Annotated in this window: 23 protein-coding genes; 15 read left to right on the top strand and 8 right to left on the bottom strand. The window is 52.7% G+C overall.

The window, feature by feature from the left end:
- The first annotated feature begins 76 nt into the window (after positions 1-76).
- The 4 genes from ACR3ZL_RS04410 (at position 77) to ACR3ZL_RS04425 (ending at position 8619) form a co-directional block, all read left to right on the top strand.
- Positions 77-907, top strand: a complete 831-nt coding sequence (locus tag ACR3ZL_RS04410) for an EcsC family protein (RefSeq protein ID WP_473649103.1) — start codon at positions 77-79, stop codon at positions 905-907.
- Positions 904-1635, top strand: a complete 732-nt coding sequence (locus ACR3ZL_RS04415; RefSeq protein WP_473649102.1) for a hypothetical protein — start codon at positions 904-906, stop codon at positions 1633-1635. Before ACR3ZL_RS04410 ends, ACR3ZL_RS04415 begins: the two co-directional genes overlap by 4 nt.
- Positions 1632-2648, top strand: coding sequence for a putative zinc-binding metallopeptidase (locus ACR3ZL_RS04420; protein ID WP_486173237.1), 1017 nt, complete (start codon positions 1632-1634; stop codon positions 2646-2648). Before ACR3ZL_RS04415 ends, ACR3ZL_RS04420 begins: the two co-directional genes overlap by 4 nt.
- A 163-nt stretch (positions 2649-2811) precedes the next feature.
- Positions 2812-8619 carry a PAS domain S-box protein gene (locus ACR3ZL_RS04425; protein WP_486173566.1) on the top strand — a complete coding sequence of 1936 codons (5808 nt, stop codon included), beginning with the start codon at positions 2812-2814 and terminating at the stop codon, positions 8617-8619.
- A 49-nt stretch (positions 8620-8668) separates the two neighbouring features.
- Here the strand turns inward: ACR3ZL_RS04425 and ACR3ZL_RS04430 are convergent, their stop codons facing one another.
- Positions 8669-9088 (bottom strand): response regulator, encoded by a 420-nt coding sequence (locus tag ACR3ZL_RS04430; protein WP_473649100.1) that lies wholly within the window; start codon positions 9086-9088, stop codon positions 8669-8671.
- 841 nt (positions 9089-9929) lie between these two features.
- On the opposite strand from ACR3ZL_RS04430, the gene ACR3ZL_RS04435 reads away from it, so the two are divergent.
- Positions 9930-10304 carry a hypothetical protein gene (locus ACR3ZL_RS04435; protein ID WP_486173238.1) on the top strand — a complete coding sequence of 125 codons (375 nt, stop codon included), beginning with the start codon at positions 9930-9932 and terminating at the stop codon, positions 10302-10304.
- Between the two features lie 175 nt (positions 10305-10479).
- Here the strand turns inward: ACR3ZL_RS04435 and ACR3ZL_RS04440 are convergent, their stop codons facing one another.
- On the bottom strand, positions 10480-10686 hold the full coding sequence (locus ACR3ZL_RS04440; protein WP_473649098.1) for a hypothetical protein: 207 nt from the start codon (positions 10684-10686) through the stop codon (positions 10480-10482).
- A gap of 146 nt (positions 10687-10832) precedes the next feature.
- Entirely contained in the window at positions 10833-12017 is a 1185-nt protein-coding gene (locus tag ACR3ZL_RS04445) for a DUF1559 family PulG-like putative transporter (RefSeq protein WP_473649097.1), read from the bottom strand.
- Between the two features lie 373 nt (positions 12018-12390).
- Here ACR3ZL_RS04445 and ACR3ZL_RS04450 point away from each other — a divergent pair, with 373 nt between their 5' ends.
- Both ACR3ZL_RS04450 and ACR3ZL_RS04455 read left to right on the top strand, forming a co-directional pair.
- A complete protein-coding gene (locus ACR3ZL_RS04450; RefSeq protein WP_473649096.1) occupies positions 12391-12927 on the top strand; it encodes a sigma-70 family RNA polymerase sigma factor in 537 nt (178 codons plus the stop codon).
- A gap of 60 nt (positions 12928-12987) precedes the next feature.
- Positions 12988-14643 (top strand): FecR family protein, encoded by a 1656-nt coding sequence (locus ACR3ZL_RS04455; protein WP_486173239.1) that lies wholly within the window; start codon positions 12988-12990, stop codon positions 14641-14643.
- Between the two features lie 73 nt (positions 14644-14716).
- Here the strand turns inward: ACR3ZL_RS04455 and ACR3ZL_RS04460 are convergent, their stop codons facing one another.
- The 5 genes from ACR3ZL_RS04460 to ACR3ZL_RS04480 all read right to left on the bottom strand — a co-directional run bounded on the left by ACR3ZL_RS04460 (position 14717) and on the right by ACR3ZL_RS04480 (position 18002).
- On the bottom strand, positions 14717-15892 hold the full coding sequence (locus tag ACR3ZL_RS04460; protein ID WP_473649093.1) for an AI-2E family transporter: 1176 nt from the start codon (positions 15890-15892) through the stop codon (positions 14717-14719).
- On the bottom strand, positions 15889-16239 hold the full coding sequence (locus ACR3ZL_RS04465; RefSeq protein WP_473649092.1) for a hypothetical protein: 351 nt from the start codon (positions 16237-16239) through the stop codon (positions 15889-15891). Before ACR3ZL_RS04465 ends, ACR3ZL_RS04460 begins: the two co-directional genes overlap by 4 nt.
- Positions 16240-16502: 263 nt before the next feature.
- Positions 16503-17105 (bottom strand): PRC-barrel domain-containing protein, encoded by a 603-nt coding sequence (locus ACR3ZL_RS04470; RefSeq protein ID WP_473649091.1) that lies wholly within the window; start codon positions 17103-17105, stop codon positions 16503-16505.
- A gap of 79 nt (positions 17106-17184) precedes the next feature.
- Positions 17185-17388, bottom strand: coding sequence for a CsbD family protein (locus ACR3ZL_RS04475; RefSeq protein WP_473649090.1), 204 nt, complete (start codon positions 17386-17388; stop codon positions 17185-17187).
- Between the two features lie 272 nt (positions 17389-17660).
- Positions 17661-18002, bottom strand: coding sequence for a cupin domain-containing protein (locus tag ACR3ZL_RS04480; protein WP_473649089.1), 342 nt, complete (start codon positions 18000-18002; stop codon positions 17661-17663).
- A 347-nt stretch (positions 18003-18349) separates the two neighbouring features.
- Between ACR3ZL_RS04480 and ACR3ZL_RS04485 the strand changes: the two genes are divergently transcribed.
- The 8 genes from ACR3ZL_RS04485 (at position 18350) to ACR3ZL_RS04520 (ending at position 24426) form a co-directional block, all read left to right on the top strand.
- Positions 18350-19564: a mechanosensitive ion channel domain-containing protein gene (locus tag ACR3ZL_RS04485; protein WP_473649088.1), complete on the top strand. Its 1215-nt coding sequence runs from the start codon at positions 18350-18352 to the stop codon at positions 19562-19564.
- 81 nt (positions 19565-19645) lie between these two features.
- Positions 19646-20779 carry an endonuclease/exonuclease/phosphatase family protein gene (locus tag ACR3ZL_RS04490; protein WP_473649087.1) on the top strand — a complete coding sequence of 378 codons (1134 nt, stop codon included), beginning with the start codon at positions 19646-19648 and terminating at the stop codon, positions 20777-20779.
- Between the two features lie 30 nt (positions 20780-20809).
- Positions 20810-22231, top strand: coding sequence for a DUF2254 domain-containing protein (locus tag ACR3ZL_RS04495; protein WP_473649086.1), 1422 nt, complete (start codon positions 20810-20812; stop codon positions 22229-22231).
- 233 nt (positions 22232-22464) lie between these two features.
- Complete coding sequence (locus ACR3ZL_RS04500) at positions 22465-22902, top strand: CsbD family protein (RefSeq protein ID WP_473649085.1); 438 nt, start codon at positions 22465-22467, stop codon at positions 22900-22902.
- 102 nt (positions 22903-23004) lie between these two features.
- The gene (locus ACR3ZL_RS04505) at positions 23005-23436 is read left to right on the top strand and encodes a hypothetical protein (RefSeq protein ID WP_473649084.1); all 432 of its coding nucleotides are present in this window, start codon (positions 23005-23007) and stop codon (positions 23434-23436) included.
- Positions 23433-23660 carry a hypothetical protein gene (locus ACR3ZL_RS04510; RefSeq protein WP_473649083.1) on the top strand — a complete coding sequence of 76 codons (228 nt, stop codon included), beginning with the start codon at positions 23433-23435 and terminating at the stop codon, positions 23658-23660. Before ACR3ZL_RS04505 ends, ACR3ZL_RS04510 begins: the two co-directional genes overlap by 4 nt.
- 20 nt (positions 23661-23680) lie before the next feature.
- Positions 23681-24172 carry a phage holin family protein gene (locus ACR3ZL_RS04515; protein WP_473649082.1) on the top strand — a complete coding sequence of 164 codons (492 nt, stop codon included), beginning with the start codon at positions 23681-23683 and terminating at the stop codon, positions 24170-24172.
- A gap of 5 nt (positions 24173-24177) precedes the next feature.
- Entirely contained in the window at positions 24178-24426 is a 249-nt protein-coding gene (locus ACR3ZL_RS04520) for a hypothetical protein (protein WP_473649081.1), read from the top strand.
- The last annotated feature ends 112 nt before the right edge of the window (positions 24427-24538 follow it).

Below are 24538 nucleotides of genomic sequence, written 5' to 3' on the forward strand. Positions count from 1 at the left end.
AAAGCGCAGCGTTTCTCTGCTTGTTCTCTGCACCCTTTAATCCCGCTGTTTCTGCAGTGTTCGTTGGAAAAGTGACATGACGGAATTGATCGACGCGAGTTTGCCCAACCAAAGTATGTCTGCGGAGTCGGTCGAGGAGCTGCGTGAGGCGAAGCGAATTCTTGAGCATCATGGGATCGCCGATCGGTTGACTGAGTTGGTTGGTGCGCCGGTGACCGCATCGTTAAGGATGCTTCCTGATGTAGCGGAAAAGGCGGTGTATGCGGCGATCGACAAGTCATTGACGGTCGCGTTGGACGTCGCATTGCGGACTCTTGGTGATGACTCGGTAAAGTCAGGTAAGCCTCGTTTGTTGACCCATAAGTTGCTAGCGGGTTTATCTGGAGCGGCGGGAGGCGTCCTGGGTGGTGCGACGATCGCTGCAGAGCTTCCTGTGTCGACAGTATTGATTCTGCGCAGCGTTGCCGATATCGCTCGAAGTGAAGGTGAAGACCTTAGCGAGGTCGATACGCGATTGGCTTGCCTGGAGGTGTTCGCATTGGACCCAGGGAAGAAAAACAGTTTGGACGATGACACCGAAATGGGGTATTTCGCTGTCCGTGCAGCAATGGCAAAGCAGATCCGCGACGCTTCGCAGTATGTACTTAAGAATGGGATGTCCAACACCGCCGCCCCGCCGCTGGTCAAGCTTGTTTCCAAGATTGGGGAACGGTTTGGTTTGGTGGTCAGTGAAAAATTGGCCGCGCAAGCGATTCCAGTAATCGGTGCCGTTGGAGGTGCTTTGATCAATAGCTATTTCATTGATCACTACCAAGACTTAGCTCGTGCGCATTTCACAATTCGGCGTCTGGAACGCACGCATGGTGAAGCGGTTGTGCAGGAAACGTATAACGGGCTTCAATCTTGAATGATGTGTTAGATGCCGATCCGCGATTGTTAAACCGTCCCAACACGCTGGTTCTATCCTATCTCGGTATCCGGCGTGCGATTGGCGTGAGTGGTCTGTTGTTGCCTATCGTGCTAGGTCCTGTTGGCTTGCTCTTCGGGATTGAAATTCAGGACAACATGAGCAGCTACTACCACACCCCGCTGCGAGACATCTTTGTCGGCACTCTGTGCGCAATCGGGATTTTTCTGTTTTGCTACCGCGGTTATGATTTGGTTGAAAATTGGACGGCCAACTTAGGTTGTGCGTCCGCGTTGGGGATAGCGTTGTTTCCGTTGGATATCAATAGCGACCCACTACTGCAAAAATCGATCACGGGCTACTTACATACATTCAGTGGTGGCGTCTTCTTTCTCACGCTTGCGTTCTATTCCCTGTATCACTTCCCACGCGACTCTCGGAAGGAGCAAGAGCCACATCTCTTTGAACGAGCACTGATCTATCGTTCAAGCGGTTTAGTGATTCTGGCTTCGATGCTAGCGATGGGCGGCTACCTCTTCTGGCTCACACCAGCTTGGAAGCAAACCTTCAACGACTACAACTTCTTGTTCTGGATGGAATGGATCGCCGTCTGGTCATTTGCGGCGGCTTGGTTGGCAAAGGGCCGTACCGTGATCGCTGATATTGCCGTTGATGTGTTGGCGTATTCGAGCGAGTTGGTTCTTAAGCGTGAGAAGAGCCCAAGATGAGAACGGGGAAATGTCGATGTGGGAACCGGATTTTTTTTGGTAACTCGGTTTGTCTGAATTGCCAAGCCGCGCTCGGTCGCTGCGATGCGTGCAAATCGCTTACGAGCTTCGTTGCGGTTGACTCTCTTTACCAATGCGATGCGTGCAATGTGAAACGCAAACCGTGTGGAAATCGCGATAGGTTCGGATGTAACTCGTACATCGCCGAAAATGCCAAATTCTGTCATTGGTGCGGATTCACCACCACGATCCCAGACCTTAGTGTGCAAGCCAACGTAGCGAGATGGTCTGCATTGGAATCGGCCAAACGGAGGTTGTTGTTGCAATTGGAAAGTTTGGCATTGCCACCGTTTGTAGGCAATCTGCAACAATCGCATCCGCTGACGTTCCGGTTCCTCGATGATACGACAGACGACCAAGGCGAGTTTCAAAAGACGGTGACAGGCCATGAGTCCGGGCAAATCACGATCAACTCAAAAGAGGCTGACAGTGTGCACCGTGAACAGTTGCGGGTCCAACTGGGGGAACCACATCGGACCCTGATTGGGCATATGCGACATGAAGTGGGCCACTACATCGACTGGGCGTTGGCTAGCCAAATTGCTGCACCGGAGTATCATCAGTTATTTGGTGATCCGAATGCGATCAATTACGACGAGGCGTTGAAACGCTACTATGCGCAAGGGGCACCGCAAAAGTGGGCGGATCAACACGTCAGTTGCTATGCGACGATGCATCCTTGGGAGGACTTTGCGGAAACCTGCAACGCCTATTTGGACATTATGGCAATCGCCGAGACTGCCAACGATCAATCGATGGCCAAGCTCGATCTGTCACCCGGTTCAGATTGTGATGCACTCGTCGCGAGTGTTTTAGAAATTGTGGTGGCGGTCAGTGAGTTCAATAGCGATCTTGGGTTGCAGCCATTGCTTCCCGAACGTTTGCCCCCGGCGGTGATGAAAAAGCTTGGTTATATCCATTTATTGCGTGGCCGATCGTTGGAGGCGAGCTAGTTCTGATTGATCCCGACGAGACTTTCTTTGTCCACAGTCGCACGATGTATCCAATTGATTTCAATGGGCACCACTACGAGTCAGTGCGACCAAGAGTTAGAATTCACGCTAGAAATTGCGACACAAAAAGCAGTATCACTTGGAGACCAGTCGTTTGAACAAAGTGTCGGAAACCTCAGCGAAAGAGACTCTTAGCCCCCTGGTTGTCGGGGTAGGAGCTTCGGCTGGTGGCCTGGAAGCGTTCCAGGAACTGCTTGCTGCGATAGGGGATTCGCCAGGTTTCGCCGTCGTCTTTGTTCAGCACATGGATCCAGGTTCGCGGACCTTGCTTCGAAGCTTGCTGGAATCCAAAACGTCGATGGACGTGGTGGATATTGGCGGACGTAAAAAGCTCAAGCCAAACGTTGTTTATCTGTGTCCACCCCAGACGACGTTGGAGTTGAAAAACGGATTCATCCGAACTGCAAAAACCGATTCGGCAGCGAAAGACTCCGGCGTAAGTTTGGCAGCGGAAGCGAATCGCCAATGGTTAGCCATCGATCATCTTTTTCATTCTATTGCTGAAGACCAAGCGGATCGCGGTATCGGTGTGATCTTGTCCGGTGGGGGCAGTGACGGCACGCTGGGATTGAAGGCAATTAGCGATCGTGGAGGGTTGACCTTTGCCCAGGATCCAGCCACCGCAGCGCATGACAGCATGCCGCGAAGTGCGGCGACGACCGGGGTCGCTGACCATGTGCTCTCTCCCGCACAAATTGGCACCGAGTTGCTACGTTACGCCAAACACCTAGCTGAGGTGGGCGATGACGAGACTTTGAAGCGGACCCGGCACGAAGTAATCGAGGCAATTCCTGCGATTACCGAAACGCTATTGAAGGTTACCGAGCACAACTTTCAGCACTACAAAATCACGACGCTCTGTCGACGTATCCAGCGACGCATGCAGGTGCTGCAGATCAGCGATGCCAGCGTTTACGTCTCGCATCTGGGAAACCATGAAGAGGAAGCACAGGCACTCTTTCGAGAATTGTTGATCGGAGTGACCCACTTCTTTCGTGATCCAGAAGCGTTCAAAGTGCTGAGCGAATCGGTACTTCCTAAGATTTTTGCGAATCGTTCCAGTGAGGACAGTGTCCGGATTTGGGTCGCTGGGTGTGCGAACGGATCGGAAGCTTACACGTTGGCGATTTTGTGTCGTGAAACGATGGAGCGACTGAATGTTTCGCCGGAGGTGCAGATCTTTGCAACCGATATTGATGAGCGTGCCTTGGAAGTGGGGCGCGCCGGGGTCTATCCACTCGGCATTGAAGAACATGTTTCGCCCGAACGATTGAAACGGTTCTTTTTCAAACGAGGGAAGCGCTACCATGTGACGAAAGAAATTCGCGAATTGGTGCTCTTCTCTTCACACAACCTGATTAGTGATCCTCCGTTTTCTCGCCAGGACTTGATCTGTTGTCGCAATTTGCTGATCTATCTCGGATCACATCTGCAAAACAAATTGATTCCGCTATTCCACTATGCCTTGCGACCAGCAGGCTATTTGTTTTTGGGGCCCAGTGAAACGATCACTACCCACGGCGAGCTATTTCGGCCACATGACGGGAAGCACCGTATCTCGCAGCGTAAGGGCACCGCGGTGGGCTCGTCGGCACGATTGCCATTGCGAAATTCACTGCTGCCAACGGCCGCTGTGGATTCGTCGCAACCAGACAGCGAGACTGATTTGACGTTGATGCGTCAACGTATCTTGTTGGACGAATTTGCACCTAAGTCATGTGTCATCGACGCAGACGGACAGGTTCTGAATTCTGATGCCGACATGAATAAGTACTTGTCCGTTGGTGGTGGCGATTTTCATAATAACGTGGTCAAAATGGCCGCCAAGGGTTTGCGGATCGGCTTGCGCGCGGCAATCAGCGAAGCCAGCAAGACGTTGCGTAAGGTTCAGCATGAGAACATGTCGATCCGCGACGGCGACAAGACTCAAGAAGTCATGGTGACCGTTCAGCCGATGCCTATGTTAGGCGAAGACGAGCAGTTGTTCATGGTCGTCTTCCACGATGTTGGTTTGCCCATTGACCGAACAGCAGTGGGGGCAGCGGAAGTTCCGGATCGTGATGATGCCGACTCGATCATTACGCAAATGGAAATGGAGTTGCAAACCACGCGAGACGATCTCGAGCGAACCATGCAGGACATGGAGGCGACCAACGAAGAGCTCAAGTCGTCGAACGAAGAACTTTTGTCGATGAACGAAGAGTTGCAATCGGCAAACGAAGAACTGGCGACTTCCAAGGAAGAAACTCGCGCGAGTATCGACGAAGTGGCCCGCGCCCACGCGACAATGGAAAACCTGCTTCGTAGCACCCAAATTGCGACCGTGTTTCTGGACGCAGCCGGGCTGGTGCAGTGGTTCTCTCCTTCGGCCAGTGAAATCTATAACCTGATTCCAACCGACATCGGACGTCCGCTACGTCATATCACGCACAATATGCTTGAGATGACAGGCATCAACATTGGGACTAAACAGTCGTCGGCAAATGCGAACGCTGCAAAGCCAACGCTACCCAAGGAAGAAGAAATTCAGCGTGATGACGGACGCTGGTACCTGCGTCGCGTGCTACCGTTTCTTCGTGGTGATAAGCCCGACGGCGTGATCTTGACCTACATTGATATCACGACCCAGAAACAGGCTTCGGTAAGGCAGGCTACCGAGCATAGTGTTGCCGAAATCTTGACCGCCGCTGAATCGTTTTCAGATGTCAGCCAAGACATCTTGGATTCAATCCGAACGTCACTCGGTGCTGACCTCTGTTCACTTTGGTTGGTTGATTCGAAGTCGCATTCTTTGCAATGTGAGAGCTTTTCGATTCAGCCCGGCGATGCGAACCTCGAGAAGTTTGCCGCCAAGAATAGTGGTGTGCAGTTTGCAAGCGGCGAGGGTTTGCCAGGACGGGTTTTGGCATCGAGGAAGCCGCAGTGGATTGTTGATATCGCCGAAGATCCAGCGTTCAAGCGGGTAGAGGCGTCTACGATTGGGTTGCGGACAAGCATGGCGATGCCGATCATCGTAGGGACAAAGTGCTACGGTGTGATTGAATTGTTCACATATGCCCAAATCGAACGTGATCGAGCGATTTTAGGCATGCTCCGTTCCGTCGGGCTGCAGATCGGGCAATTCATCAATCGCCGACGCCTGGATGAGCAATTGCGAGATCAAGAATCGCGAAAGTCGGCCATTATGGAAGCGTCATTGGACGCAATCATTACGATGGATACCGATGGACGAATTGTCGATTTTAATCCCGCTGCGGAGCGTACGTTTGGGTATTCGCATGCGGACGTGGTTGGTCGTTTAATGGCTGAAATCTTGGTGCCCGTCGAGGATCGGGACGTACATATCGACGGCTTGCATCGCTATTTGCAGACTGGCGAATCTAAGGTCGTCGGCCAACGAAGCGAGCTGACCGCATTGCGAGCGGACGGTAGTAAATTTCCTATCGAGATCGCGATCAATGCGGCGGTGACGCGACGCGGCGAACCGTTCTTCACTGCGTACCTACGTGATATCACCGCACAAAAACAGTTTGTTGATAGTATCCAAGACCGCGAAGCCCAACTGCGACGAGTTATCGACAACACACTCGGGTTCATCGGTGTGTTGAAGCCGGATGGAACCCTGTTGGAAGCGAACTCGCCAGCACTGCAAGCGGCCGGGTTGACTCGAGAACAAGTGATTGGCCAGAAGTTCTGGGATTTGTACTGGTGGAATTTTGACCCCGATGTGGTTGCCGAGCTAAAGCAATTGGTCGCAAGGGTCGCTGCCGGGGAAGCTGTTCGAAAGGATCTCACCTATCGAATTGTTGGTGATCAGCGGCGACCGCTCGATTTCATGATGAACCCGATTTTCGGTGCCGATGGGGAGGTGACACATCTGATTCCGTCCGGTTTGGATATCGATGACCGAAAACGCACCGAGCAAGAGCTTGCTGAATCCAAAGCCCGGTTCGATTTGGCTCTGGAATACGGCGAGATCGCCGTGTGGAGTTGGGACATGGGCAACAACGACGTTGTCGTGGACAACAACCTGCGTCGACTGTTTGGTTTCGAAGAAGATGCAAACGTGCATCTTGACGACTTCATGAACCGGATTGATGAAGCGGATCGTTCTAGGGTCCAGTCGGCGATTGAGTATGCGATCGAAAACGCGGAAGTGTTTGATGAGGAGTATCGCGTTAACCAATCGGCGGGTGTGACACGCTGGATGCGAGGTCGAGGACGAACGGAGCAATCGCCGGATGGCCGGGTCGATGACTTCTTTGGCGTCGTCGCAGACATCACCGCCCGAAAGCAATCCGAACAGGCAATCGAAGATTATGCTAACCGTCTGAAGATGGCGTTGAAGGCAGGTGGCTTGGCGGCTTGGCAATGGTCGCCGGGGCAAAGTTTTTGGACGAATGAAGTTTATGAGCTGCTAGGTGTTTCATCGGACCAAACTGCCGGTCCCGAGCTGATTTCGAAAGTGATTCACCCTGAGGATCTGAAACGTTTCCAAGAATGGTGGCAGGAAGCGGTCAGTGGCACCAAACCTTACGAATGCGAGTTCCGAATCATTCGTCGGGGCGAGATTCGTTGGGTTGTAGGTGTGGGGGAAGTCATTCGTGACGACGCCGGCAGTGTTGTGCGAATGGCTGGGCTTTACTGGGACTCGACTCAGGAGCATCTGCAAGCCAATGCGCTGCGTGAAAGCGAACAACGTGCGTTGCGAGCGAACGAGTCAAAAAGCGAATTCTTAGCAAACATGAGCCATGAAATTCGCACACCGATGACAGCGATCCTGGGGTACGCGGAATTGTTGTCTGAGCACGTCCAGGATGATGAAGGGCTACAGCATTTGGCGACCATTCGTCGCAATGGTGACTTCCTGCTTGAAATCATCAACGACATTCTTGATCTTTCCAAGATCGAAGCAGGCAAGTTGGAATTCGTTCCCGAACGGTTCTCTCCCCACAGTGTGATCGAGGATGTTCGCTCGATTATGGAAGTTCGCGCGAGCGAAAATGGACTCAGCTTGGAAGTAGAATATGAGACCGATCTGCCTCGAGAGGTAGAGAGTGACGCGAAGCGACTCAAGCAGATCCTGATTAACTTGGTGGGCAATGCGATCAAATTCACCAAGGAAGGCGGTGTGCGGATCACGATTGCCTATGACCAGCATGGACATCGTTCGTCAGATCAGCCTCAGCCTCAACCCCAATTGGAACTTCGGGTGATCGACACTGGCATTGGGATAACGGAGGACCAGCAGGAGAAGTTGTTCCAACCGTTCTCGCAAGCGGACGGAACAGTCACGAGAGACTTCGGTGGCACAGGGCTCGGTTTGGCGATCAGTCGACGCTTGGCGAGAATGTTGGGAGGCGACATTTCAATCCAAAGTAAACCGGGCGTCGGGAGCACGTTTACGGTTACCGTCGCTGCTGGCGTTGTAGACGACACGCTCGTCAGTGTTCCCAAAGCGGGAAGGTCAGCATCAAGCAACGGGGCGTTCGGTCCAGCGGAAGGCAGCGTCGCGATCAATTCCAATGCGATCGAACTGGGCTGCCACGTTTTGGTGGTTGATGACAGCCGAGACATTCGCTTCTTGAGTAAGCGAATTTTGACAAACGCTGGGGCTGAGGTAACCGAAGCAGAAGACGGTCAAGAAGCGATCGAGATTGTTGAGCGAGCGATGACATCAGCCGATGTTTTTGACATGGTCTTGTTAGATATGCAGATGCCAAAGTTAGACGGCTATCAAACGGCCAAGCAATTGCGGCAACTAGGGTTCGCCGGTCCGATTATCGCTTTAACAGCCGATGCGATGCATGGCGACATGAACCGATGCATCGAAAGTGGATGTAATGACTACCTTAGCAAGCCGATCGATGCGGGATTGTTGTTGAGCGTTGCTTACAAGCTAACGACGTAGTGTGCACGCGATGACGTAGTGTGCACGCGATAGAGAGTGGTGAAGTTAGCTATTTGATGAATGCCGAGATGAACTTAACCAACTTTTTGCGGTCGAATGGTTTGGTCACATAACCATCAAAACCAGCATTGGCACAGGCTTCTTCGGGTAGACCCCCCGCAGTCATCGCGATGAGGGGAACGTCTATGCCCTGTTCTCGAATCTCTTTAGCGGCTTCTAGTCCTGATTTGATAGGCATTTGTAGATCCATTAACACGATGTCGTAGGGTTCGTCTGATTCCGATGCACCGGAAACAAGTTCGACCGCCTGTTCACCGTCTCGTGCGATTTGAATTTTGCCTGCGATTCCAGCTAAGAAATGTGTCAGTAAATGAACGATCGATTCGGTATCGTCGACGATTAGGATGGAGATGGAATTCTCCCTAGGGCGTAAGCGTGGGTGGGGTGATGGTTTGAGCCTATGAATCATGGGTAGGACGAGATTCGAGTAGCTTGCATTACCATAAATGACATGAATAAAAACTTTTAAAGGCTATCGCTTCGCCACGCGGATGTTGATCCGACTATCATCCATTCAGGTATGCAATCGTGACGCTAAAAGTCGACAACAATACGGCGAATGGAGGAGTTGTTGCATCGCTTGAAAATCGGGTTCTGGCAATGCGATGGAAGGCAAACACGTGGCTATGACCTGCGTGGGGAATATTGCAGCAAAGGACGTGCCGTCATGTCGGCTCGCGCGTAACGAATCGGGGCCGAGTCGACAATCCCCTATCTGAATATGCGTTCTGTGACAGTTCTCCGTTCCCTGTCCGCTAATTAGGGCGGAACCGAAGCACCTGAAGCTAGCCGGGTATTCTTTCCGTGCATCTCGAATTGCAGCGGGGTAGCCCACAAAGTTGTTGGGTAAGCAGCCAGCGTGAACGATTGGCGGCCGATTGCCTGCGTCTCGCGGCGAAATCGGTGTCTCATTGAGCAATTGGCCAGCTTGATTGGAGTCAGTAGCCAATCTCCCGCTAACGAGCCTCGACCTGGCCGGGGAATGTGCGAAAACTTGAGAGTGGTCCGAAACCGGAACGGGCGCCCCCGATGTAGATGCAAGATTTAGAGCAGGCCGCCGAACCGATTCCCGAATGGCTGGTTGGAAGGCAGTCGTGCTGCGCTATCAGAGTTCTTCAAAGGAAGGCTAGCTCGATTGGCATGCACTTTGCGTCAAGTGTTTTCTCGTTACTGCGGATGATTCCGCACATGACCAAAACGAAGTATCAATTTGACCTAGTGTCGAACTACGACCAACCTGGAGAAACCAAATGAAGATTCTATCAACCTGTGCTGCCGCTGCTTTGATGTTCGCTACCGTTGGCTGTGACGAGTCGGCGCTTGATCGCGAGGCCGATGCCATTCGTGAACAAACCCAAGAGCAAGCAGAAGTCATCCGCGATTACTCGCAGTCCGCAGCCGACGCAACTCGCGACGCGACTCAGCATGCTGCCGAAGAAATTCGGGATCGAACGGACAACGCTTCGGAAGCTGTCCAGGACCGAGCCGAAAACAAGGCTGACGCTATCGAAGAACGTGGAGAGGAAGCTGCTGACCGAAAGGAAGTGGTAGGTGAAGAGAAGGCTGATGCCGTGGAAGATCGTGGCGAAGCCAAGGCAGACGCTCTTGAAGATCTAGACGAATAATCAAGTCTCATGCTTAAGTAGCAATTGCGACTGCATGCCAAACCACATTTGCAATGACCGTTAAGTCACTGCTGCGATAGCCCGGCTGTTCTTAGAAACAACCGGGCTTTTTTTGTCATGGATATTGCCGCAGACGTGCGTAAACGCCTCCGCCTGCTAACGAGGACGATGAACGTCAGTCAGGTCGATTTCCTGCCGCTTTAGCGTCATCGTCGAGGGTCGCCATGCCCTGTTCGGATTCCTTCAGCAGTCGTCGGTATTCTTCCTTGGCGTCTTCGCCGGCGCCTTCAGAAACGCTGCTGTTGCTAGCTGAGGAGTCGCAGCCGATGCAGAAACAACTAAGGGTCAGTAGCGTGCAAAGGGATAGAAGTCTGAGAGTCACAGGAGATCCACAAGTTAGAGATTAGAAAAGAACCGCAAAATCCGGTCAGTAAGAAAAGGCCTGCTTCCCGGGAGCGAGAAGCAGGCCGCTGGAAGTTTCAGATTGTCCGCCAAAAAGTAGGCTGAGCAGACGATCAAAACGAGGTTCTAGAACTCGGCGTCGATGACTTCTTTGTTCGCGCGGGTTCCGAGTGCTCCCCACAAGCCGTAGGGACTTGCAGATCCAGGCACACGGTTGCCACTCGTAGCCCATTCCACTACGGGCTTACCGTTTTGGTCGCCGGATTCGATCGAGTCGGTAATGAACTTCACGGCTCCGTCGCCCATCAGGACATGGCAACCACCTTGGTGACGACTGGAAGCGGTGTAGTAACCTTCGCCGCTGCCCTTATCCGACGTGCAAAGAGGTTTGTTTGGCGGGCTTGCGGTCATGAAGCCAGAGAACACCGCCAACGCGTCGGCCCAGCGATAGCCACGCACATTGATGGGTTCGTCGAAGGCTAGGTCGCCATCCCAAAACTGAGGGCGTTCCGGATCGACCATTCCGTCGCACGAGTTCGGTGGCTGGCTTTGCATATTCACGTAGGTGTCACGGTCAACGCCGACGGTACGGGCGTCGTGATCGCCCAAGTCAGTGGTGATTTCGCCGGCCATAATCGTATTCGCAAGACCGTCGAGAATGTCGCGGAACTTACCAGGGGCGGTTCGGATACGGAAAACTCCGCGGTGGCATGCTCGTACCTGTTCTGCCTTGTCATTGTTTGGCAGCGGTTTGCTGTCATCCCAGGGGCCACCCGTGATGTAGCGACCGACATCACCCATGCAAGCGGCGTAGTTGGTTCGGCCGAGTGAAGGCAAACCGAATCCAGGATCACTTGGGCATCGGAAGGTGCCAATGTTCGTTTCCCAAGGTTTGTAGTCGATGTTCGACGGGATTGGTCCCATGGCTGGGAAATCCACCGTGCCATCAGAATCGAAGTCATTCGGGTTGGAAATGACTTCCCAAACCGCTTGTTGTTCGATGAATGGCGTGATGCCGACTAGGAAGCTCAATCGCATCGAATTCGATTTGTTCGAGCCATGCCACCATTTGGTGATCGAAGCATCCATTGTTCCGATACCGTGGCCGGGCAGGTTCTTATAGGCACTGTGGTAGTTGTGGATGCCCAATCCAATCTGCTTGAAGTTGTTGCTGCAGCTCATCCGACGTGCCGCTTCACGAGCAGCCTGAACAGCCGGCAGTAGCAAGCCGACAAGAACGCCAATGATTGCGATAACTACGAGGAGCTCGACCAAGGTAAACCCCGGTCGGGTTGAGTAAGTCTTACGCATGAATTTATGTCCTGGGGAAAAGAGGAGATTTGCCCGCCTGGATGCGTTGGCTGCTCAATTTGCTTGACTTCAGTGCTTTTGTTACCGAAGGTGGCATAAGGAGGTTGCCGGCGTTAAATTGTTAATAACCGTCATGCAATGGCGGCAGGCTTGTAGTAGTCTTCTCCAGCTATCTCGCGATGGTGGCGAGAAAAAGAAATGGATTCTGCGATTTGCTTGTTTAGATCGGAGATCTTTTAAATCCCCTCACAATTTCTGACACTTCGGGCTGTTTTGTGGTGATTACCACTGCAGCCTTCGTGGAGTTGTTCGACCCGTTCTGCCGTGGGGTGGGGACAATGTTGATAACTCACAAGTTAAGGCTGAGTGCGTAATGTCGAATCCCAACGAAGTCAGCGACCAGTTCGTGAGCCTTCTGACCATTCATCAAAGCCAATTGAAGGGCTTCGTGTACTCATCTCTTGGGAATCGGGACGACGCGCAAGACGTATTGCAGAAGACAAATTTGACGTTGTGGAAGAAGGCGGCTGAGTATCGAACCGGCGAACCGTTTCTTCCATGGGCATTCGGGGTCGCTCGATATGAAGTGCTTGGATACTTGCGAGATCGAAATCGAGAGCAGGAGCGAGTGGTATTTCACACGGACGTCGTGGACTTGATGTGTGATGTCGCGGATGCCGAGATGGGACTTTGGCCAGATCGGCAATTGGCACTTCATCAATGTTTGGAAGAACTGGACGAGCATACGCGACAAGTTTTTGCGTTGCGTTATGCCGATAATCAATCGCTACAGCAGATATCTAAAACGACGAACAAGACAATCGATGCGATCAAAAGTCTGATGCTTCGAAGCCGTAAGACACTTCGGAAATGCATCGAGCACCGACTTATTTCCACCGAGGCGGTTTGACCTCACACATCCAGCAACAATTGCAACTTAGTTGTTCCATTGCCGTAAAACATGAACTCAATGAAACAAAGCCGCCGAGTCGAGGAGCTGCTTCAGGTTTGCCAAGAAGGTGAAGCTACATCGGATCACGTCAACGAGTTAAACGACTTGTTGCGAAATGATATTGAGTTGCGATTGGTGGCCACACGTTTTCTGCAACTCGATTCCATGTTGCAGGACGAGTTTCAGGTTCGAAATACAGCAACCCGCTGCAGTGTGCCGTCGGGCGCGGACGGAAACGTTATCGACACTGCACCTGTGACAGCTCGTTCCGACCGAGAGCGAGTGACCTGGTACGGCGCTTGGAAGCTCGTTTTGGCCGCGAGCGTTATCGGCTTTGCGGTGATTTATTCAACGCTGCTCTACAACAACAATCAAGCGTCGGTGCAATTCGCTAGCAAAAATTCGCGTCCGATTCTGACCAAGCCACTGGAATCGTCCGAGCTTGCGTTCGCGAACATCATGACGGTCACTTACCAAGAGAATGCACGCTGGGACAGCCAAGTTGCGATTGGGGACCAGATCGATGTGGGGCACTTGCGTTTAAACGCGGGGGTCGCCCGGCTTAACACAGCATACGGCGCGGTCGTCATTCTCGATGCGAGAGAAAGTATCGTTGATGTGGAGATCGAACCGGACCGCTCATTGACGGTTCATCAGGGAACGGTCTTTGCAAAAGCGTACGACCAAGCGATTGGTTTTGCTCTGCGTACACCCACCACGAGTGTTGTCGATATTGGCACCGAGTTCGCCGTCAAGGTCGAGCCGGATGGCCGAAGTGACGTGACGGTTCTGGATGGTGCGATTACTTGGTTGCCGGTTGATCGGTCAGTAATTCTCGGTCGCTCGATGCTAACGGCGGGTGGGTCATTGCGGTTTCGTTCCCCTTCGGATCCCCATGGTTTGCAGTTGGTTGATGCAGATGAACGACTACAAGAACTACGAGCGTTTACGTCTCGGGTCAACAGCCGAGAGAATGATGACCAACCCTTGGTTCGTGAATCGTTCGACTATCCTTTAGGCATTATGCGTAAAGACGAGGGAGGTAAGGGGTGGAAGGAACCGTGGTTCAAGCACAACAATTCAGTTATGGCACCCAGTGGGGTCATCCGTCGGGGCGGCTATTTGGTTGAACCGGCTTGGCTCGAGCCAAGTTCGCCGCGTTACACGGTTGTTTCTCTCGCGTCAGTCTCATCGAGAGAACTTGTCGAACCGATTGATCTATCCGCTGATCAAGATCTTTTCCTGAGCTTAATCATTCGGAAGCGTGTCATCGAAACCCCGCGTGATGAGCGTTGTGGAGGTGGAATTACGCTTCGAACTGGGTTCGACATCAAGCGATTCGAATTGAATATCGATATGCGTGAGCGTTTGACGCTCTTCAATGGCGAACGGTACTTTGGCGGTACCAATCTGGAGCCGGATACCACTTACTTGCTGGTCTTAAAACTCGCCTTACGCCGAGACTTGCCGGACCAACTTTTTGCGAGAGCGTATGCAGTGGACGATCCTCCCGCCGCAAGGGAGCCAATCCTTTGGGATGTCGCCAGCATGCCGTCTCATCAAGACGGAATCGTGGACCAGATGCGATTATGGTCGGGTGCCACAGCGATCGTTGCGTTCGATGAGATTCGAATAGGGAAAACTTGGAGTTCGGTCGTTCCTATTCGGCACTAGTTAATTGCGTTGCACCCGGCTCGCTGACCGCACGTAGGCTGACGAGAAGTCCTGCAAAGAACTTCGATTCGCTTTATTCTGCCTCTTCAATACGACTGCCTAAAACGGCGGCGAGGGGTCTCATGTTTGAGTATTGTTCGCACACCATTCGAGCTGCGATCAAGATAGGCACTGAAAGAAAGACTCCCATCATTCCCCACATCCATCCCCAAACAACTACGGACAAAAACACCAACACGGGACTCATCTCTAAAGACCGTCCCAGAATAGCAGGTGTGATTATCTGGCCTTCGATGGTGGTTAGCGTGACGTAGATGCCCGCGACCACGAAGGCGTAATACGCCGCCTCGAAATTAACCAGTGTTACTAGGAAAATAATCAACGCACCAAATAGTGCACCCACAATTGGGATGAAGTTGAACATGGTTGCCATGACACCCCACAGCACGGGAGTCGGCATTTCCAAGCCCCACATCGAGAGTCCTACGGCAATCCCCAAGCCAATGTTAATCGCGGTTACTTGTGCCAGGTAACTTCCGAGGCCTTCTTGAACGTTCTCGACGACCCCGATGAGTTGCTTCCGCGCGGTCAGAGTTGGCAACGCTCGCATGATGTTGCGAAGGAGATCATCACCGGTTGCCAGTAGAAAATAAAGAAGTACGCCAGCAACGACAAAGAAGGAGACTAAGTTTCCGGTGCCGTTAAGGATGTGAAGGTTCGTGCTCCATGCTGCGGGTTTGACTTCGACCGGAACCGGCTCGTTTTCGTCTTGCGTTGCATCAGTATCGGCTGTGGTCATATCGTCCGTCGCTCGGTTGAAGTATTCAACCTTTTCGATCACGAACGAGAGTCTTTCTTTTGCAATCGCAATGTTGGCCGGAGCTTCGCTGATGATTTCTCTCGCAGGATCAATCACTAAGTAAGTGCCGAGTGCCAGCAGTCCACATAGCAACGCCATAACCGCGGCAGCACTAACGCTGGGTGGGACCCCAAATTTCCTCGTCTGTCGGACGATGGGACGAAGGGTCAAATACGCGAACATTGCTGTTACGATTGGAACGAACAGCGAACGGGCAAAGTACATCGCGTACAGAACCAATAAGATCGCACAGATCCGGGTCGCAGTTGAGTAGACCTCAATTGACGCTATATCGGTGTCAGCATCTTTTTCGATTGGCAAAACGACCGCTACCGTGGCGGGATCAGTTTCAGTCGTCTGATCAGTCGATGGGGATGCGATTGCGTTCATGCGTCGGTTGCCGAGCTAATGTTCGCTGGTTTCGATTCGAGTTCGTCGTCCGGTTGACGGGATTCCCACTTCACGATCTTGTCGAACTTTTTCTTCAGCTCACCCGTGATTGCTGACAATTCGCCTCCGCGGTGCATGGAAGGTTCGGGCCATTTGTCTTTGACGCGATTTTCAAGATCTACCTGAAGTGAATGATCTTCAACTCGGGCGTACCCATTGGTGACAAGCGATTTTAGAACCGCGTCACACTCTTCGGATGCAATAGGTTGTTCACCCTTGACAGATTGAACGCAAATTTCAGCGAGCCGATCGAGCTGGTTCTCGATTTGGGGATTGAGTTGATTCATTAATTGGCCTTGAAGTAGGCGGTTGGGAAATTGGTGTCGGTACCAGGTGAAACCCTGACCCGTGCGAAAACGGGCCCGTGTGAAAACGGGGTTACCGAACACGAAAGAGTCTTTTTGGAAAAAGACGGAGGTCGCAATTAGTGTGCCGTTGATCAACGGTTTCCAGACTATGCGTCGATTTTGGAGAGTTAGGCAATTCAATAAAAAACGACCGCCCGGTAGGTACCGAGCGGCCGTGTGAGACTGCTTTCTCGAATCAGTGATTACTCGCTGTCGACATCGACATCGACTCCGTCACGATTCACATCAATATCAACGCGACCGTTTCGAAGACGTTCGCGATTGCTGCGTCGCTCGATGCCGTAACGACGGTCGAGTTCGTTCGTGAACTTGCGATCAGCAAGGTTTGGCCAGTGTTCCTGGTCAAAGCCTTGAGCTCCTTCAAGCTGCTGCTGGGTGACGTTTAAAACCATCACGTAATCATCGTTGTCGTCTGGATCAGGCTGAACCTTGAAAGCATCGAAAGGGACTGCGAACAGTTTGTCGCCGACCCCCAACAGGCCTCCGTAGGTGACCGCAGCGTAGCGAACTTTCCCGCTTTGGCTGTCCAGAGCGATATCGTTGATCTCGCCAACGCTTTCGCCTTGGGAGTTCTGAATGTTCATCCCGATAAGCTGGCTAGCACGAATACTGTGGCCGCTTGTTTTGGTATCAAGCTTTCCTGCGCTCAGACCATTGGAGTTAGCAGCAGCTTGCGGTCGATTTGCCTTGTCGTTTGCCGTGGTATCCGCTTGGGCGGTCACGGACGTCATCGCCAAGCAAGCGATTGCAAGAATTGCTGAAGCGTATTTCATTTGGCTGTACATGTCTTTGATCCTTGGGGGAGGAGTTTTGGATTCAGTGTCTTGTAGTGTGATGCGAGCGACCGACGGCCGCAGGCTTTGTTTAGCAGTTGCAACTTGATTCGAATTCTTGCACCTGTTTTTCAGCGTCTTCTTTGGCACATCCGTACTTTTCTTGCACCTTGCCAACCAGTTCTTCTCGTTTGCCATCAATGACATCCAAGTCGTCGTCGGTCAGGTCGCCCCACTTTTGTTGAGCTTGGCCCTTGACTTGTTTCCATTGACCTTTGATTTGATCCCAATTCATTCTGTCTCTCCCGTGTGTGAGTATTGATTCGCGAGCGACATTGATCGCCGCGTCGTTTAGCAACTGATGCTAAGCTGATACCACTTAAGCGAAGCATGTCGCGTACCAACGACGGGCAATCGACAATCATTCTCGTTTTGACGACGTTTAACTGAATCGTTGTGGCAAGGATTTGATTGCTGTGGCGGGTACGCGTTCAGCGTGGTGGTTTGGCTGGCAACCCAATGCCACCGTCGCGTTTAGGGCTAGCGCGTGACGAAGAGGCTTTCTGCCTACTCTGCAGCCGGTTCATCGCGGTTGTTGAACCGTGCCGGCGGACTGGTCGCCTCGATTGCAACAATGGGTTCCAGGATCCGATAGCGGTGCGGGGCACCTTCGGGAACCAGCCATGAGTCGCCAGCGGTGAGCGTAGCGGTCTGTCCGTCGAGATCGAGTTCTAGGACGCCGCTAATAAGAATCCCCACGGTCTCGTATTCTCGGGAGCGTGTTTCGCAGTATTCGCAGACATCGTGTTTCCAACGACGCATCGAAACTTGCTTGCCAGTTGCCAGGTAGTCCTGGCCCATGTCGCCCGTTTCGGCAGCATGGTTGGAAATAACTTGAGGGATATCCATTTTCAATTCCTTTGAGTGTGTGTTGTTTGCTTGAATGTCGGATGGGATGAAGTGCCGCAAGCGATGTGCCGCATCAGGACACGAAAACGGTCCAACTTTGCACAAACCGACAGATGCTTGGTGATGACGCTAATTCGTGCAGGTGAGCAATCGGTTCCGCTGGTGCCACACCGCCGGCATCAAAGAGACGAATCGCAAGACGTCAATATTCGCTGCTTGGTTGGAAGATTGGCGTTCGCATGGGTCGTTTACCTTCCAGTAATTGAAGTCTTAGCATCGGCGAGAGTGGTGGCACGCCGTTTGCCTTGTCTGGCAATCGAACAGTTAGACTTTCTTGCGAGCAATCCATGACCCGTTACTTATCACTGCTTTTCCTTCTTTTGATGATCGCGCCGCTCGCTGCCCAGCAGGAGCAGTCCGATGCGGAGGAATCCGACGACAATTCCCCTTCAGCGACAGTTTCTGTTGACGATGTCGTGGAGGACTCGTCTATCGAAGAGCGGTTGTCGGAGGTGTTTACTGCGTCGGGCTGGTTTACCGACATTTCAGTAGTCGCGGACAATGGAATCGTGACGATTGAAGGGACCAGTGACAGTGAAGAGCACAGCCAATGGGCAACGAATGTCGCTCGGAAGACCGAAGATGTGATCGCGGTGATCAATAAGCTGGAAGTAGAGTCGGTTGTCGATCTGTCTACGAGCAAAGACACGGTACAAAAGAGTCTCGATACTTTGTGGCAGGACTTTCTGGTCCGTTCGCCACTGCTTGCCGCCGCGGTTTTGCTGCTTTTTTTGACCGGATTGTTCGCGAAGTTCGTCGCCTGGGTCGTTTCGACGGTCTTTGCGAATCGCAAGATTCGAACCAGTTTGAAAGACTTGATCCTTCAACTTACGTCGATTGGTGTGTGGGTCGTTGGATTGCTTGCTGCGGCGGTGGTTGCTTTTCCTGGCATGACCCCAGCGAAAGCGCTGACGGTGCTTGGGCTTGGTTCCGTCGCAATCGGTTTCGCCTTTAAGGACATCTTTGAGAACTTCTTTGCCGGTGTATTGATATTGTGGCGTTATCCGTTTGATCGGGGTGACTTTATTTCGTGCGAAGACGTGACGGGGAAAGTCGAGCAGATCACAATCCGTAACACGATGATCCGGCAGCTCGACGGAGAGTTGGCTGTCGTGCCGAACGCCACGTTGTTCAAAAACAATGTTGATGTGCTAACCGACCAACCGTACCGCCGTGTGCGAATCATATGTGGTGTCGCTTACGGAGAAGATATCGATGCGGCTCGAGATGTGATTACGGATGCTGTCCAATCATGTGACTCTGTTGAGGGGATTCGGACGGTCGAGGTCTTTGCGAAGGAATTTGCCGATTCCAGCGTGAACTTTGAGGTTTCTTGGTGGACAGGCTCCAAGCCCACGGATATCCGCCGTAGCCGCGATCAAGTCATTGCTGCGGTGAAGCGTCGTTTGGATGATGCGGCCATCGAAATCCCATTCCCATACCGAACGCTGACGTTTAAGTCGTCCGATGATGCGGCGAAGATATCAGGCGGTAACTCGTGAGCGACCGCTCGTCGTCTGTTTCTTGCTTTTACGTCGGGTGCTACGTGATCCGACGGTGTTTATCTTCATTAGGAGTGACGCATGATTCATAGCATCTATCTGTTGTTAGCTGCGGTTCTCTTGGGAGGGTCGCTGCTAAGCCTTAGTTCCCACCCGCATTGGTTCATTCGTGCTTGGGATTTTCCTCGCATCCAGATCATGGTTGTGATGGCAGTTGTTTGCGTGGCTCATTTTGTGACCGCAATTTGGGTTCCTGCATCATCAAGGACATCGTGGACGATCGGAGTCGTTACGGTGGTCATATTGGTCTGGCATACATGTCGGGTGCTGCCTTTTACCAACCTGATGGCACCACAAGCGGTATCGACGGAGAGTGTTGCTGGAACAGCGGTCAAGAGTGACTCTCATCTGCGAATCATGGTTTCCAACCTAGAGCTCGAAAATGATTGGTACCAACCATGGTGTGAGCTTGTTCTAGCTGCGAACCCCGATGTCGTTATCGCGTTGGAGCCGGGTGAGCAGTGGGTCGCGGAAACGAAGTCGCTGCACAAAAAGTACCCGCATCGAATCGTTCATCCTCAAGAGAATTGGTATGGGATGATGATCTTGTCGAGGTTACCGATCGAGAAGCATCAGATTCGGTTTCTGGTTCAGGATGATATTCCTTCCATGGATGCCATTTTGCGAATGGATGATGGCCGAAAGGTAAGGCTGATTGGTGTTCACCCCCGGCCTCCTGAACCGATTCGAGATAACGATGCGACAGCCCGGGATGCTGAGTTGGTTTTGTGGGGCAAAGAACTGGAACACGAGACTGTACCCGTCGTAATTGGAGGTGACCTGAACGATGTGGCGTGGTCGCAAACGACGCGTCTGTTTCTTCGCACCAGCGGGTTGCTGGATCCGCGACGTGGAAGAGGTCTGTTTAATACTTTTCATGCGGATCATTGGTGGATGCGTTTCCCACTGGATCACATTTTTCATTCGCCACACTTCACGGTGGCTGGGATCGAGCGGTTGCCCTACGTCGGTTCAGATCACTTCCCGATCCTGATCGATTTGCAACTTGAGCCTGAAGAGGTCGAAGAGCATGAGACGCTTGAGCAAAAGCCAGGAGATGAAGACGAAATCGAACTGCGGCTGGATCGAGCGGAGAAGGCTGAGGAAGTTCGCGCCGATCCGATTGTGGATCAAGTCAATGCATCGTTGTCGTAACACCCTGTAGTCCAAAACGTTAAACACCTCATGAATGCACTGCTTGTCACGCTTTGGGAAAAGATTCGAAACAGTTATTGGTTTGTGCCGACGCTGATGGTGTTGGGTGCGATCGGTTTGTCGTTTTTAACGACCACAATCGATAGCCGAATCGGCTCGGACTGGATCGACGACAGTGGATGGCTGTACGCCAATAAGCCAGATGGCGCGAGAGCGGTTTTGTCGACAGTTGCAGGTTCGATGATCACGGTCGCTGGCGTCACGTTTTCAATGACGATCCTCTCGATCTCTCACACGACTTCTCAAATCGGTCCGCGACTGCTGAAGAACTTTATGGGGGACAAGGCGAACCAGTTCACCCTCGGCGTGTTCATCTCAACGTTCATTTATTGCCTGATGGTTTTGCAAGCGGTTCGCAATGCGGAGTCTGGATCGGCGGACGGTGGCAACGCAACGGAAGCCATCGCAGCGTTTGTGCCCCACATCGCCGTCATCGTTGGCGTGTTAATGGCGATCGCGAGTGTTGGGGTGTTGATCTTCTTCGTGCACCACATCCCAGAAACCATTCACGTGTCGAACATCATTGCTGGCGTAGGGAGAGGGCTGAACCGTCAGATCGAGTCCCAATTCCCCGCTAGGGTTGGGGTACCCAGCGAAAGCGAAACGGATCGCGTAGCAAAAGCGGACTTGCCCGACTCGTTTTATGAAACGGCGGTTCGGATTGGTTCTAAAAAAGTCGGATACCTGGAATACATTGATGGCGATGCACTGCTGGAAGTTGCGACCGAGCACGACCTCGTGGTGCAGGTCTTGCCACAGCCGGGCGACTTTGTCACCGAACAAACCCTGTTGCTGCTGGTGTCACCCAGCGATCGCGTCGATCAGGCGGTGGAGAAGGAACTCGCGGCGATGCTCATTTGTGGGGCTCAGCGGACGACGACCCAAGACCTTCGATTCCAGGTGAATCAACTCGTTGAAGTGGCAATGCGAGCTTTATCGCCAGGTGTGAACGACCCGTTCACTGCAATCAGTTGCATGGACTGGTTGCAGTCTTCCCTCGAAAATTTGGCCCAGCGGGTGATGCCGGACGCACACCGGTACGACGATAACCAGAAGCTGCGATTGGTAGCCGAGCCGGTCACCTTCGAATCATTCGCATCGCTTGTGTTTGACCAACTTAGGCCTTACGTCGCGGCCGACCGAAACGCGTCTTTGAAAATGATGGAAATGCTCGGTTCATTGTCGCTTAGTGTTTCGTCTGAAGATGACCGCCGTTTATTGGTTCGCCATGCTTGTGCGCTTCGCCGCGAATGTAGACGAACGATGACTGACGTGCGAACCCTGAACGCGATCGGCAGGCGCTACCGAGATGTGTTGATGCTAATGAGCAGTGTGCAAGCGAGACAACGGTCAAGTGAAACCGGCCAGTGGATCGGTATCGCGACCGCATAGCGGGCGTTTTCGCTGGGGGCATCGTATTCACCGGTTGCTAAGACCGATCTAGCGGCGCATTGACCAGCCTGGTCGATAAACGCGCGGCGAGTTCCGCGTTTCCCGCAAAGTTTGCTGGTTTGATGCTTCGGCACAGCCTTTGCGAGTTAACTCCAACACGAGGGATGTAGTTCCTTCACGAGGGACGGTGTCCGGCTCTCGGATAACAATACAACTCAAATGGATGACTCGTGATGATTACTAAGCAAGAACTAACGGGACAATGGAACGTCGTAAAGGGCCGCCTGCAAGAGCATTGGGGGCAGTTGACAGACGACGATCTCAATCGAGTGAGCGGTTCGGCTGATCAACTGGTCGGCGTCGTTCAGCAAAAGACTGGTGCAACTCGCCGCGAGGTAGAAGAGTTCCTATCGAGCATGTTTAGTGACTCGGACCGTATCAAGGAAAAGGTCACTGAGGCGGCCCAGCAATATGCCGACGTTGCAAGCGAATACGCCAACGAGGCTGGTGAGTACTTGAAAGAAAACTACCGGCGTGCATCACAGGTAAGCGGTGAATATAGCGACAAGATCGCACACACCGTGCGAACGCGGCCTGCCGAATCGATGGCAATCGCCTTTGGGTTGGGCATCGCAGCAGGAGCGTTTCTGTTCTTCAAAGGTCGTCGCTAAACCACGTTTGCGACACTGCGAAAACATGGGATAGCGACTTGCGATCGCTGTTTAGTCCCCGCACCTAACCGCAAAGAAGGGTATTTCCAACAGAGGACAGCTATGACAACGACACTTGCAACACGTAAACAGTCTGAGGCGATTCGAAATCGGATGCAGGCCATTCGCAATGAACTGCCATACGACGCCGATGCCGCTCGGGCACGTGTGCAAGAGTTGACCGACTGGAAATACCATATGCGAAAGCATCCGCTGCCGATCTTGGTAGCGGCGGCTACTGTTGGGTACCTGCTTGTTCCAGCCAAGCGTGCGGAACGACTATCCCAAAGCAGTGGGAACGGCTCTGGTAGCTCAGTTCCACCCGCCCCCAAGAAGAGCATGGTTGGTGGCGTCGTTGGCGCTTTGGTCACACTTGCGGTCAGGCAAGGAACGACGATCGCGACGCGGAAGTTGTCCGATGCTTTTCTGTCTGGGTCGACCTCCAGACAATCTATTCGCCCTAGCCAAGAAACAACCGAGGTACACCACTCATGATCGCGGAAGCAAAACGAATTAGAGAAACCAATGGTCGTGACCCGCTTGTGGATCAACAGGTTTGGGGCGTCGGCCGCACGTCGATGCACACACACCATTTCGAAGATGCCCAAACCGGGTTGTCCGATCGACTTTCGGCCGCCGTGGGTCGTTATCCAATCGCTGCGATCGCAACCGCAGCAGCCATCGGTATTGCCGCTGGCTGGTGGGTCAAGCGAAGCTAATAACCGTAACGGAATTCCAGATGAACAAAAACTCGAGCTTTCAGCGCGTCCTCAGCGACATCGCCGATCTTTGCGAACTGCAGTTGCAGTTAATTTCGGTTGATAGTCAGGAGGCAAGACGCCGAGCAACTACCGCAGGAATAGTGACGGCAATCGCTGTCGCCATCGCGGGCTCTGCATTGACAACGCTAATGGTGGGAGCCGGTTTCCTGCTTCATGAGTTAGCGGGTTGGTCTACTGGGGTTTCGTTGCTGACTGTTTCGTTGGGTGTGTTTGCCGTGGCGGCTATTTTGCTGCTTATCGCAGTCAGGTCCCTGAAGCACGCAGCCGCTTCGCTCCAAGAGACCAAGTCTGAGTTTGTCGAAAACCTGAAGTGGATCAAGGCAGTCTTGATCACACCGAAGGAGTCGGCTCGGAATCAATTAAGGGCCGACTCATTCAAGCAAGGGCTCGATGATCGCATGAGATCAAGCAATTCCGTTTTCCATGAAACCTCTTTACACCAAAGGTAAATACGATGTCACAACCATCAACTACAAACTTGAACCGCGGTACTAGCAACGTGAGCGATCAGGCTCGTCAAACAGCCAATCGCGTTGCCCATTCGGCCGCAGAAGCAACTCAGGACTGTGCTGAGTATTACGTTTCAGCGCCAGCCAAGGATTTATTTGCCCTGGCCAAAGATTATGCCAAGGACAAGCCCGACGTCGCCGCGATGTGGGCATTTGGCCTGGGTGTCATCGTCGGTTGGAAGCTCAAGCCGTAGTCAGCATCGACGGCCGTTGTTGGCATCGTGCGTAGCTCAGGCTTGGTCCTGGCTACGTATCTGGGCTGAGCCTCTCGCGGCCCGTTGGTGTGGCATGAAATGTGTGGATTCC

The organism is Rhodopirellula sp. J20-39 (assembly GCF_057365095.1).

Coding starts and splice junctions, on each gene's coding strand:
- ACR3ZL_RS04410 (WP_473649103.1), top strand. CDS start 77: ATGACGGAATTGATCGACGCGAGTTTGCCCAACCAAAGTATGTCTGCG.
- ACR3ZL_RS04420 (WP_486173237.1), top strand. CDS start 1,632: ATGAGAACGGGGAAATGTCGATGTGGGAACCGGATTTTTTTTGGTAAC.
- ACR3ZL_RS04430 (WP_473649100.1), bottom strand. CDS start 9,088: ATGATTCATAGGCTCAAACCATCACCCCACCCACGCTTACGCCCTAGG.
- ACR3ZL_RS04435 (WP_486173238.1), top strand. CDS start 9,930: ATGAAGATTCTATCAACCTGTGCTGCCGCTGCTTTGATGTTCGCTACC.
- ACR3ZL_RS04445 (WP_473649097.1), bottom strand. CDS start 12,017: ATGCGTAAGACTTACTCAACCCGACCGGGGTTTACCTTGGTCGAGCTC.
- ACR3ZL_RS04450 (WP_473649096.1), top strand. CDS start 12,391: ATGTCGAATCCCAACGAAGTCAGCGACCAGTTCGTGAGCCTTCTGACC.
- ACR3ZL_RS04455 (WP_486173239.1), top strand. CDS start 12,988: ATGAAACAAAGCCGCCGAGTCGAGGAGCTGCTTCAGGTTTGCCAAGAA.
- ACR3ZL_RS04460 (WP_473649093.1), bottom strand. CDS start 15,892: ATGAACGCAATCGCATCCCCATCGACTGATCAGACGACTGAAACTGAT.
- ACR3ZL_RS04465 (WP_473649092.1), bottom strand. CDS start 16,239: ATGAATCAACTCAATCCCCAAATCGAGAACCAGCTCGATCGGCTCGCT.
- ACR3ZL_RS04470 (WP_473649091.1), bottom strand. CDS start 17,105: ATGTACAGCCAAATGAAATACGCTTCAGCAATTCTTGCAATCGCTTGC.
- ACR3ZL_RS04475 (WP_473649090.1), bottom strand. CDS start 17,388: ATGAATTGGGATCAAATCAAAGGTCAATGGAAACAAGTCAAGGGCCAA.
- ACR3ZL_RS04480 (WP_473649089.1), bottom strand. CDS start 18,002: ATGGATATCCCTCAAGTTATTTCCAACCATGCTGCCGAAACGGGCGAC.
- ACR3ZL_RS04485 (WP_473649088.1), top strand. CDS start 18,350: ATGACCCGTTACTTATCACTGCTTTTCCTTCTTTTGATGATCGCGCCG.
- ACR3ZL_RS04490 (WP_473649087.1), top strand. CDS start 19,646: ATGATTCATAGCATCTATCTGTTGTTAGCTGCGGTTCTCTTGGGAGGG.
- ACR3ZL_RS04495 (WP_473649086.1), top strand. CDS start 20,810: ATGAATGCACTGCTTGTCACGCTTTGGGAAAAGATTCGAAACAGTTAT.
- ACR3ZL_RS04500 (WP_473649085.1), top strand. CDS start 22,465: ATGATTACTAAGCAAGAACTAACGGGACAATGGAACGTCGTAAAGGGC.
- ACR3ZL_RS04505 (WP_473649084.1), top strand. CDS start 23,005: ATGACAACGACACTTGCAACACGTAAACAGTCTGAGGCGATTCGAAAT.
- ACR3ZL_RS04510 (WP_473649083.1), top strand. CDS start 23,433: ATGATCGCGGAAGCAAAACGAATTAGAGAAACCAATGGTCGTGACCCG.
- ACR3ZL_RS04515 (WP_473649082.1), top strand. CDS start 23,681: ATGAACAAAAACTCGAGCTTTCAGCGCGTCCTCAGCGACATCGCCGAT.
- ACR3ZL_RS04520 (WP_473649081.1), top strand. CDS start 24,178: ATGTCACAACCATCAACTACAAACTTGAACCGCGGTACTAGCAACGTG.